Origin of the sequence: Microcoleus sp. AT8-A3, from assembly GCF_036705675.1 — a bacterium.
In the GTDB taxonomy this organism is placed as follows: domain Bacteria; phylum Cyanobacteriota; class Cyanobacteriia; order Cyanobacteriales; family Microcoleaceae; genus Microcoleus.
Genome location: NZ_JAUBVD010000060.1, coordinates 1 through 11,434, shown reverse-complemented (window position 1 = coordinate 11,434; position 11,434 = coordinate 1). Strand labels below are relative to the sequence as shown.

Below are 11,434 nucleotides of genomic sequence, written 5' to 3'. Positions count from 1 at the left end.
TATCATAATAAATTACCGATTACTAATTACCAATTCCCCCCGATTATGAATATTGTTGCTGTGTTACAAGTTATCTGGTCTTTGTCTGCTTTAGGACTTGTGATTTTTGTGTTGCTGCACAGTCCTAAAGGCGATGGTATTGGAGGGATTGGGGGACAAGCTCAATTGTTTACCAGCGCCAAGAGTGCAGAAACAAGTCTGAACCGGATTACTTGGGGTCTGTCTATTGTTTTTATGGGTTTGACTGTGATTTTGAGTGCTGGTTGGTTGGCGCCTAAGTTATAAGATTTGGATTTTTAACCGCAGATGAACGCAGATAGACGCAGATAATATCAAGTTCATCTGCGTTTATTTTCGTCTATTTTGGTCTATCTGCGGTTGCAAAAATGCGGTTGTGGAAAGTTACGGTAAAACCTCGATTGCTGGCTGGTTTGGGATTGGCTATATGTTGTTTTAGCCTGATAATTTTTAGTCAGGTTAATACTCCGGCGGCGACTCTTTCTTCTCTCCCGAATAGTTTTCCGAATCCACAGGTTCATCCTTTGCCACCAACGCTAGCAAATTGGCAAGATTCCACGGATAGCGGGGATTATTTTGACCAGGTTAAGCCACCGAATTTCGGTCATTTGTTGTGGTCTAAGTTTCCGATTCAGGTTTATGTTGAGCGTCCAGTTGATGCTAATAAGTCTGAAGAATGGGTGGCGGCTGTGTTGGATGTGGTGCGGGAATGGGGGGTTTATTTGCCTTTGGAAGTGGTGGATAGTTCTGAGGTGGCTGATATTAGGATTTTACGTCGGGCTCCGCCTTTGCGTCAAGGGGTTTTGCGATCGCGTTCTGGAGAGGCTACCTATGAATTGTATGCCCGTCGGGATGGGGATAAAACTGTGTTATCTCATCGGTTTTCGGTTTATCTAAATCCGACTCAAGTGGGTAAGTATATTCCGGCGACGGCGCGGCACGAGTTGGGTCACGCTTTGGGAATTTGGGGCCACAGTTTAATGGAAACTGATGTGCTTTATTTTTCTCAGGTGAGAAACCCTCCGCCTATTTCAGCGAGGGATGTTAATACTTTGAAGCGGGTTTATGAACAGCAGACTCGCTTGGGGTGGGAATTTCAGAGACTCGGCGATTGAAATCGCATCTACACAAACGAAGTCCGGATGGTTCCCGGACTCGAAAAACATACAGGATATTCCATGTAGATGTAGCTCGCGAGAAACCGGGTTTCGAGCAACAGAATCAGTAATGATGCGAGAACTGTAAAGAAACCCGGTTTCTGGGATGTACTTATAAACTTGGAATATGCTGTAAGAGTTAATAGGGAATATCAGAAAAATGAAAGATGAATGTTTTGGAATTGTGCCGATTTTTTCGACGGAAGCTGACATTTTGTTTCTGTTAATTCAACATCAAGCCGGACATTGGGCGTTTCCCAAAGGTCACGCCAATCCTGGGGAATCTCCAGCGGAAACGGCTAGGCGGGAATTTCAGGAGGAAACTGGTATATCCGATTTTCAAATGCTGGATGAGCCGAGTTTTACAGAGCATTATTCTTTTGTTAAAGATGGGGAGCTGATTGAAAAAACGGTGACATACTTTTTAGGCTTTGTCAATTCGAGGGAGGTTGTTTTGCAAGTGGAGGAAATCCAAAATTCTGCTTGGGTTTCTTTTGAGGAAGCTGTTAAGTTGATTACTTTTGATGCCAACCGCCTAATGTTCGCGGAAGTTAAGGCATATTTGGATAGCAGGAAGTTAAAAGTCGGCGGTTGATATCATGTCCGGTCGATTACCCTGATTCCTGTAGGGGCGGGTTCACCAATAATATTTGCCAAAAACCGACAATCTCCCAAACCCGCCCCGGCAATTGTATTATGGGCGATCCATCGGACATGATATGAAACCCATCCTATACAAAGGAAGTCACTCTCTAAGAGACTAAGAAAATATAAGACTGATTTGGTATAATATCATGTCCTCACGATTGACCATAATATCCCGGCCGGGCGGGTTTTTGAGATTGTCCATTATTGGCAGATATTGTTGGTGAACCCGCCCCTACAGGAATCAGGGTAATCGACCGGGCATGGTATAAGTTCGGATAGAAAAACCCGGTAACTTTTGCGATACCGGGTTTATTAAGTGTCAGATTCTGTGGGTTAATTCTGCCGCCAATCTGAGGTTATTTGTTGATTTTCTGCGCTTCGGCGTGGTGTTGCAAGCGAGAGAAAACGTTGTAAGCGTCGGGGCCGGGAGTATCGTGTTCGGCAGCGCCGTCGATGGGGCCGTCAATGGCTTTCCAAGCAGGAATTCCGCCTTTGAGTTCGGCTACTTTTTGAAAGCCTGCTGCGCGGAGAAGATTGGCAGCTTCGGCGGTTTGTTGGTCGTTTTCGCCGTAGATGTAGATGTCGCGGATGGGTTCTAAACTCGATTGTGCGCGCTCAACTAATTCGTCCATTGGCATCATTACCGCGCCGGTAATGTGGCTTTTGGTGAAGCTTTCAAAATCACGGGCGTCGATGATTGTGAGTCCGGGTTCGCCCCAATCTAAACGGGCTTTGAGGTCGTGGCTAGATGCTTGAGCTTTTAAACCGGGAGGGGTGGGAGTAAAGTCGGGAAGTTTGTCTTTGATGTTGGAAATTTGGTCGGGAATAGTTTTCATGGGTAAAATCTTGTTCAATGTTTTGATTGCCATTGCAATGTAACAAGATGTTTAGGTTGCATTCGTCTTTCTAAAGGCAGAATCGAGCATTGAACTAAAGTCGCAGTTAGGCTAGTTTCCGGGTTATTAGGTGCGGTTGGGAGCGCTACATTTGTTGAGGTTGCTAGAGCCTAGCGAGCTGTGCTTAAAAATGTTTCGATCGCATTTGGTGCAGAGAATTTGAACTGCGATAATGTATCAAACATTTTATTTTATCAATTCACAAGTTTTTAGTCAATCCTCATCTTTTTGGTAATCGAATTTTACTGTGGTGATGAGTGACAAAATTATTTAACAATGAAATAAGCATAAGTTATTCGCAGGTTCGCCCGCGTGCGGAAAAGTTTAAATGTTTGCCAGCAAGGTTTCTGGTAAAATTTAAAAGTAAAAACAAGTATTTAAAGGTATGGATATGTCTGAGAAAAGTGAAGTTGCGGTGCCTATAACTTTGACACCGGAAGAGCAAGCGGTGTGGGATGCGAAGGCGAAAGTTCGGGTACTGCTGAATTTGTGGGATTTGAGCGGCGGGAAGATGAAGGTGAAAAAGGGGGAGTTGACTAAGCGGATTGTGCGGACTAATGAGACGAGTCAGAGATATGTGGAAGTGCTGGGCGAGTTACAGGCGACTGGGGCGATCGAGTATTCGCTGGTAAATCGGGTGACGCTGGTGGAATTGACGGCGAAGGGGAAAGAAGTTTTAGCGGAAGGCTTGAAAAGTAAGGATTCTCTGTTTGAGTTTGATGGTTCTCAAATTGGTACTCGGCTGGGAAATTCTTTGTTGAAGTGGATTCGGCATCAGGATGGTGCGGCAAGTGTTCGGGTTGAGAAAGCGAAGGGGGATGTAGGGACGATCGCATCCTATGAAGATTTTAAGGCTGTGGCGATCGATGTGTATGACAGCTTGAACCGGGATTATAACTTAGACGATTTAGTGCCGATTTATCGGATGCGTCGGGCGATCGGGGAAAGGGTAGGGCGATCGGAGTTCAATGAGTGGCTGTTGGAAATGCAGGCTAAGGATATTTTTCAGCTAATAGGCGGCAGTGTAGAAGACAGCGCCCCCGACAAAATCGAAGATTCTATCACTACAAAAGTGAACGGTTTGCGCTGCTATGTCAAGCGTTTAACCTAATTAATTTGAGTTAGTAGTGCATTCGCTCCTTTATCTTCACACTCACACAAAACGATGAATGACTTTCACTCCTCAATCGCATATCTCGATCAAGCTATTTCAAGTCAAAACCCTTTTGACAGATCGTTAATAGTCAGGAGCAATGATATATGGAAGCCAAGTTTTCCTGATGTTCCTTCTATCAATGCTCATGCCTCTGATGGTGTTTTTCAAGCAATCGAGCAAATTCGTGCCGGGTATCGCACAGTTAGTGGTATCACGATCAGAGCTGAAAAAGGTCTAGGAAAAAGCCACTTAATGAGTCGGATTCGCACCCGCCTTCTAGAAGAAGGTGGTTCTTTCTTTGTTTATATGAGCGACGTAGACTATGGAAACTTAAACCGAGTCAACGCTAACTTTCTAAACACTTTGTCTTTAAGCCTGAAACAGATTGGTAACGAAGGCGTAATGCAGTGGCAAGAATTAGCAACTGCTTTGATAAATGAGGCATTAGGAAAAAATCACATACCTCAAAATTTAGTCAAGCAATTTTCGGGGGCATTGGCTAAAAATCCTAAATTAGTCGATCGCTTAACTGAAAAAGTGCTTCAAGTCAAGTCAAACATCGAAAATCCTTATTTGATCCAGGCTATTCTGTGGACACTTTCTTCAGATAAAGTGAGCTTTGCAACCAACTGGCTGTCTGGAAAAGCCTTGGCACAGGGACAAGCTGATGCAATGGGTTTACCAAATTCTACAGAAGAGGATAAAGAAGGCGAAGCATTGCAGACTGTTTGCCAAATTTTAGACTTAATCGGTGATTACAGAACTCTAGTAATTGGCTTTGATGAGTTAGAGAGTGTAGATCGGAATGAAGCTGGTTTCAACAGGGCGCAGGTCGTCGCACTCTTAGTAAAAGACCTGTACGGTAAAATAAAACGAGGTGTCTTAATGACAGCTATGTTTGATGAAACTTGGTTTAACATTAGAGCATTACCGCAGGCAGAGTCAGTCACAGCTAGAATGGGTGAAAAGATTTTTGATTTAAAGTATCTCAATGCTGATGATGTAGTGACTCTAGTTTCTCAATGGCTCCAAGAATTTTATGACAGTAAAAGTTTAATTCCACCTTATTCCGTTTATCCTTTTGATGAAGCTGAACTGAGAGAACTGGGCAAAGAAAAGTTAATTGTCAGAAAGGTTTTAGAGGAGTGTGCTAAGAATTGGAAAGTGCCTGGTGAGCCTCAACCGCCAACAGCAGCAGATCCACTCCATCAAGTTGAACTTGCATTTAACAAGGAACTAAATGCACTTGAGACAACAATAGAGAAATATTTTGACGATAGCGATATTTTAGCCGAGGCTCTATATTTTGGCTTCCTTTCAGTAAAAGGCGAGATTTTGGAAGAAGTGCAAGTTGAGGAGATTGAAAAAGTAAAAACTAGAGCGGCAGACAGAGGTTATCTCCACTTTAGAATTCGAGGTAAAGAAAATGGACGGTCTGTCAAGATAGTAGTAGCAGTAGTTCAAGAATCGCGAGCAAAATTTGTGACCGCGGCATTAAAGCGGTTAATTCAGTATCAAAAGTTTGATATGACTCGTGGTTGTTTAGTTCGTTCTACAGATGTTAAGTCGAATACTGTAGGCAAACAGTGTTTAGACCAACTTCTTTCTCCAGAACTAGGTGGAGAATTTGTCAAACTCACAAGTGAAGATATCAAGCCTTTATTAGCCATTTATTTTGTCAACAAGGCTCGCGAAGATTACGAGGTAACAGAAGAGCAAATACAGCAGTTTATTGTTCATAAAAATCTTACCCAAGAAAATTATTTAATTAATGAAATTCTTAGCGCTCCGTCGGGTCAGATTCCTGATGGGTTGCTTAGCGCTCAGTGGGGTCAGATTCCTGATGAGTTGCTTGAGAAATGTGAGATGGCTGAACTGGATGGATGTGAGATGGCTGAACTGGATGAAGAAAGTATGGCTGAAAATACCTTCCTGCCTGATACAACGGAAATTAACAACCTCGACGAAGCACTTGATAAATTATTAGGTCAATAAGTGGATGAGTTATTCTGTTTTTGTTGATACGGCTTTGCAGTTACCTGCCCCAGATGTGGAAGCCTTAATCGAAGGGCGAGTGATTGCAGCCATGCCTCGAATTTTCATCGAGCCTGGTAGGTCATTTGCCCTATATCCAGCCAATATCTCGATTAATTTGCTCCCCCATCAGCAATACTACCGATCGAGTTTTTTACCAATTGCTAAAACTTCATTTTCTCAGTTAACTTCTGAGACGATTTTGATAAAAGCTTGGGCTAAATGCGAATGGTGTCAAATACTAAACGATCCAGAATCATTAGAGGCTGTGTCGCAGTTAACAGTCTGGACAACAGAGGCATTACAGCAAACTCTCCTGCAACGACGTAATATTTTTCTAACTCATCTTCGCGTTTATCTGCTACCTCAGCCGCTGGAAATGTCTGTGCATCCCAGCGGCAATTTTGTATCTTTGCCAAAATCCCTAAATGTTACTGATTCAACGCCAGTGTTGAGCGACTCAATCTTTGCCAAACGCCGTCAAAAGCTGGAAAAACTAGAGCCGCCAGAACATCCAGAATTGGAAAAGTTGCAAAGTGCATTAGTGCATTTATCCACCACCAACCCAAAAGCCAAACAACTAGACGCAGAAATCAAAATGTTTCTAGGTTGGTCGGAAAAATTACCCACAACACAACCAGACCCGGATTTAGCATGGATAAGTGCGATCGCACAAATTGGCAATTCTAGCGATGGTAATACATTTGAAAAGTTAGTCCGCAAAAGTTTTATCAAGCTAGGATTTGCCAATTCTAACACCAATCCGAAAGCTAGTCTCAATCCAGAATCAACAGGCGGCGCTGGTGGTTTAGACTTTTATTGCGAGACTCCCTATCCAGTAGCGGGAGAGTGCAAAGCTAGCAAACATGAAAGTGTACCTAATAGTGTCACCGCTCAATTGGTTCATTTAGGCTTGACTCACTTGGGTCAAGATAAGTTCGAGCGATCGGTTAAAATTATTTTGGCGGCTGGGCCTTTAACTAATCCAGCTAATCAAGCAGCTATTGGTAGTAAAATGAATGTAATTCGCCCGGAAACATTGCAAAGATTAGTTGAATTGAAAGCTAAGCAACCAGGTTCGATCGATTTATTACAGTTAAAACCTTGTTTGGAACAACAGCCGTTTGGTGAGGAAGCCGATGCTAAGGTTAATCGCTATATTGACGAGGTGCGGGAAAAGCTTAAAGTGCGATCGCACATAGTTCAGCTAGTCAAAGACTTTTTGGAAAGAACAAAATCAACAAGCGTTGAATTTAATCAGCTTCACGGTGCTTATGCCTTTTCTATGTCGCCCCAACCTTTAACATATGAAGAAATGCACCAAATTTTAATAGAACTTTCCTCACCTTTGACGGGTTACTTAGGGCGAATTAAAGGAGACAATTCGCAAAGCGATCGCTTTTATTTCCTGCGCGATTTGCCACTAGATGATTGAGATACGTCAAGGGCGATTCCCTGGGGGATAGCTTCGCTCGCGCGTACTTCATCCAATTTCCTACACAGCATCAGGATCTACGCCCAATTCCCGCAACCTCGCCGCCAACCTTTCAGCTTTCTGCAATTGAGCTTGTTCTGCCTTAATTAACCCTTCTACCAATGGGGGATATAATATTTCATTGACTGATAATCTCAGATTTGGAAATACTACAGATACCATGTCATCTCCCGGCAAATAATCTATCTGTGCATAACTTTCTTCACCTTCGGGAAATGCCGCAACTCGCACCCGCTGTCTATTTTCTGTTGGGTCAACAATCACATATTCCGGCACGTTAGCTAGTTCGTACTCTCCTCGTTTAACTACATAATCTGCTCGCCGATCTTGGCTCACTACTTCTACTACAAATAAAGGTGTTTCGCTCAAGTCTAAGATGCCAGAACCGGGTCTGGCAAGAACTTGTTGCCACAAACTTTCTGTGCAAACAACTACATCGGGAATGCGGGATGTAGCATCTTCTGTTCTGACTCCCACAGAAGTTTTTACGACTAAATCCAGATTATGTTCCGCTAGGTAACGCTGCAATTTATAAACCCAAAATTCGCAGATGCTTGTATGTAATGCGCTAGCCGTTGCCATCGGTATTAATTTGCCTTTGTACAATTCATATTGTACATCGTCATTGCTTTGATAAACTCTGTACTCTTCAAAAGTTAATGTCGGGGAAGTATCGATCTGTTTTTCTTCGACTGCTGGCACAACAGATTGAGACATATATTTTTACCTATCTCGATAGTTTTCTATTATACTCAATTTTGATTTTAACACTCAAGGCATTGAGTACGAAAAGATCGATCGCCCTTATTGACAATCAAGCAATTTGATCCGGTTAAATATTTAGTTCAGTTCACCATTTGGGCGATCGCCTCAACAAGGCTGTAGCTGCCTCACTATCGAGAGGTTTAGAGAAAAAGTACCCCTGACCGTACTCGCAGCCGATCGACCGCATTTGAGCCAATTGGACGGCGGTTTCGACACCTTCTGCCACTACCTCCATCCCCAAACTGCGGGCCAGCATGACGATCGCCCGCACGATTTCCAAATTTTCGCCCATTTCCCCGACGCGGCTGACAAAAGAGCGATCGACCTTCAAAATATTAATCGGGAACCTGTGCAAATAACTCAGAGACGAATAACCAGTACCAAAATCATCAATGCACAAATCAATCCCCAAGTCTCTCAACTGCGAAAGCATCGCCGCCGCCGCTTCCCCATCTTCCATCACCACAGTCTCAGTAATCTCCAACTTCAAACAGCGAGCATCAACACCCGTTTCCTGCAAAACTTGCTTAATTTGCTCGATGGACTCCGGTTCCGAAAACTGCCTCCCCGAAAGATTTACTGCTACAGTCAGCCGCGAATTTCCCACAGGTAAATTCAAACTCTGCCACTTAATAATTTGGCGGCAGCTTTCGCTCAAAACCCACAAACCCAAAGGCATAATTAACCCAGTTTCCTCAGCCATCGCAATAAATTCCATCGGGGAAACTAAACCCCGTTCCGGGTGCAGCCAGCGCACCAGCGCCTCAAATCCGATAACAGAACCACTTTTCAAACTAACGATCGGCTGATAATAAACAGTAAAAGGACATTCCAATTTTAAAGTAGGCAATTGCGACTTCGGACGCTCCAATTTCCGATCGATTTCACTCATCGGCGAGTTTTCCGCCGCCGTCCCACAGGCGAAATCCACTATCGAATATTTCAAATTTAGTTCTTCAACAGACTCCCGCAAGTCGTGTTCCAAGTGCATCAAAGCCACAGCCTGAGTGTGCATCGCACTGGTAAAAACTTCGTAGCGAGCTTTACCGAGAGCTTTGGCGCGGTACATTGCAATATCAGCATCGCGCAAAATATCTCCCGGCCACTGATATTTGTCGGTACTCAAAGCAATGCCGATGCTAGCAGTAATTAAAACTTTATTACCTTCCAAATAAAGCGGTCGTTCGATCGTCTTGAGAATTGCCTTTGCTTGGGCGATCGCCTCATCAACACCGTGAATTTCCTCCAGCAAAATCACAAACTCATCTCCCCCCAGACGAGCCACCGTATCGCCTGGCCGCAAACAAGTCAAGAGACGGCGAGCCACAGCCACCAACAGTCGATCGCCCGTGCGGTGTCCCTGACTGTCATTAATCACCTTAAACCTGTCCAAATCCAGAAACAGCACCGCAAACTGATAGGTTGGGTGCCGTTGGGCGCGGGCAAAAGCTTGGCCCAACCTGTCAGTCAACAAAGCACGGTTGGGCAACTCCGTCAGCGCATCGTGCAAAGCATCGTGCAACAATTGTTCTTCAGCCACCTTGCGTTCAGTCACGTCGTGACAGTTGACCACAATTCCCCGCACCGAAGGTTCCTCGAGCAAATTCGTCGCCACCGCTTCCAACACGCACCAGGAACCCTCCTTGTGCTGCACTCGGTATTCCGCCATGCCCAGGCTAACTTTGGGCATTTGCATGACACCTTTGAAAACTTGATCCACTATCAGCAATTCGTCAGGGTGAATCAAGTCAAATATAGATCGGCCCAGCACTTCTGCCGTCGGGTAGCCCAAAATCCGCTCTAGGGAAGGAGATACATAGCGGCAAAAGCCTTTATCGTCGAGAATCACAATAATGTCTCTAGCATTTTCAATCAACGATCGAAAGCGCTTCTCGCTTTGCCGCAGCTCTTGTTCCGTGCGCTTGCGATCGGTAATATCGGTATTCATGTAAATCAGACCGACAATTTTCCCTGTAGCGTCTTTAATAGCATCGGCCCGCAGCAACACTTGCAAAGTTTCACCGCTTTTAGTGCGGTTGGTAATTTCACCAAACCAAGAATAACCTTGGGCGATCGTGTCGAGTACCTCCCTGGCCACTGCGGGGTCAGTAAAAACTGCCGATATACCTCCGGCTAGTTTAAATTCCTCTGCCGTGTCCCATTCAAATAGCTGAGAAAACGCTTGATTTTGATAGATGTGAGTGCCGTTCGCATCGCTGATGCCGATCGCGTCACTCGAACTTTCCACCGCCTTGCGAGTCAGCACCAGAGCTTCTTCTGCCCGCTTGCGCTCGGTAATGTCAATGCCGACCAGACAAGCTGCTTTGCCCCGATCGTACTTTTGAGCCACAATCAAATAGTATCCCTCCGACTCTCCTCCGTCGGTTTGTACCTTAACGTTGAGTTCTTTAACCGCTTCCGTAGCGTCATCGGCAAAAAACTCCACCACAAAAGAGTTAAAATCCGAGCTAGCGCCCAGAAAACCAATATCTTGACCGACAAAAGCCGACGGCGGCAAACCATGCAGTTTGGCTAAGTGCTGGTTAACCCCCAAATAGCGCAAATCCGAGCTAATCCAAGATACTGTTCCCGGAACTGCTTCCAAAATCGTTTGCAGTTGGTCGTTAGCTTGCTGCAATGCTTGCTGCACTTCACATATTGGTTCCGCCAAGTCAGATTGAACTCCTACAAAGTGAGTCAAATTAGCGTTGTCGTCTCGCACGGGAGATAGCGATAATTTGCTCCAAAAAGGAGTGCCGTCTTTGCGGTAATTTTTAATTGGTGTCTGGATTTCTCGACCTTGGCGCAAGGCCTCGCGGATTTTAGCTACGGTAGTTCGATCGGTATCCGGGCCTTGCAAAAATCGGCAATTACGCCCCAAGATTTCACTGGCGCAGTAACCCGTCATCCGTTCAAAGGCCGGATTGCAATAAATTATGGGACAATCTGGTGCATTGGCGTCAGCAATGACAATGCCGCAGCTAGTAGCGGCCAGGGCTCGATCGCGCGGCCACAGTGCTTCTGATGCAGTATGGCGATCGTCGGCACTCCCCACTTCACCTAAATTAGAAATTGACTGGTTCTCCCGATCTCCCATCAGCCGAACTTTCAAGCAAACCTTTACAATTTCCGAGTTGTTTCTTACTCTAACGTTTTTCAGGACTCGCGCAACGTAAATTGTATCTTCGCATTTAAGTAAGGAATGAGAATTAAATAACTTCCACTCTTGAAAGTGGGATGGGCGTCCCGCCCGTCCGTTTTGGAC

General features: G+C 44.8%; 9 protein-coding genes. 6 read left to right on the top strand and 3 right to left on the bottom strand.

Annotated elements, in window-relative coordinates:
* The first annotated feature begins 45 nt into the window (after positions 1-45).
* The 3 genes from secG to QUB51_RS25090 all read left to right on the top strand — a co-directional run bounded on the left by secG (position 46) and on the right by QUB51_RS25090 (position 1,770).
* Positions 46-285 (top strand): preprotein translocase subunit SecG, encoded by a 240-nt coding sequence (gene secG, locus QUB51_RS25100; RefSeq protein ID WP_333057626.1) that lies wholly within the window; start codon positions 46-48, stop codon positions 283-285.
* Positions 286-386: 101 nt separating this feature from the next.
* Entirely contained in the window at positions 387-1,133 is a 747-nt protein-coding gene (locus tag QUB51_RS25095) for a peptidase (RefSeq protein ID WP_333057625.1), read from the top strand.
* Between the two features lie 202 nt (positions 1,134-1,335).
* The gene (locus QUB51_RS25090; RefSeq protein WP_333057624.1) at positions 1,336-1,770 is read left to right on the top strand and encodes an NUDIX domain-containing protein; all 435 of its coding nucleotides are present in this window, start codon (positions 1,336-1,338) and stop codon (positions 1,768-1,770) included.
* A 409-nt stretch (positions 1,771-2,179) separates the two neighbouring features.
* On the opposite strand, the gene QUB51_RS25085 is transcribed toward QUB51_RS25090, so the two are convergent.
* Positions 2,180-2,659 (bottom strand): rhodanese-like domain-containing protein, encoded by a 480-nt coding sequence (locus QUB51_RS25085; protein WP_333057623.1) that lies wholly within the window; start codon positions 2,657-2,659, stop codon positions 2,180-2,182.
* A 451-nt stretch (positions 2,660-3,110) separates the two neighbouring features.
* Here QUB51_RS25085 and QUB51_RS25080 point away from each other — a divergent pair, with 451 nt between their 5' ends.
* Genes QUB51_RS25080 through QUB51_RS25070 form a run of 3 tightly spaced genes read left to right on the top strand, consistent with a single transcriptional unit; the run spans position 3,111 to position 7,344 of the window.
* The gene (locus QUB51_RS25080) at positions 3,111-3,830 is read left to right on the top strand and encodes a hypothetical protein (protein WP_333262359.1); all 720 of its coding nucleotides are present in this window, start codon (positions 3,111-3,113) and stop codon (positions 3,828-3,830) included.
* 54 nt (positions 3,831-3,884) lie between these two features.
* Positions 3,885-5,870 (top strand): hypothetical protein, encoded by a 1,986-nt coding sequence (locus QUB51_RS25075; protein WP_333262356.1) that lies wholly within the window; start codon positions 3,885-3,887, stop codon positions 5,868-5,870.
* A gap of 4 nt (positions 5,871-5,874) precedes the next feature.
* A complete protein-coding gene (locus QUB51_RS25070) occupies positions 5,875-7,344 on the top strand; it encodes a DUF1802 family protein (RefSeq protein ID WP_333262353.1) in 1,470 nt (489 codons plus the stop codon).
* Positions 7,345-7,404: 60 nt separating this feature from the next.
* On the opposite strand, the gene QUB51_RS25065 is transcribed toward QUB51_RS25070, so the two are convergent.
* Both QUB51_RS25065 and QUB51_RS25060 read right to left on the bottom strand, forming a co-directional pair.
* The gene (locus tag QUB51_RS25065) at positions 7,405-8,121 is read right to left on the bottom strand and encodes a Uma2 family endonuclease (RefSeq protein WP_333057618.1); all 717 of its coding nucleotides are present in this window, start codon (positions 8,119-8,121) and stop codon (positions 7,405-7,407) included.
* 133 nt (positions 8,122-8,254) lie between these two features.
* Complete coding sequence (locus QUB51_RS25060) at positions 8,255-11,329, bottom strand: EAL domain-containing protein (protein ID WP_445299459.1); 3,075 nt, start codon at positions 11,327-11,329, stop codon at positions 8,255-8,257.
* Positions 11,330-11,434 lie beyond the last annotated feature (105 nt).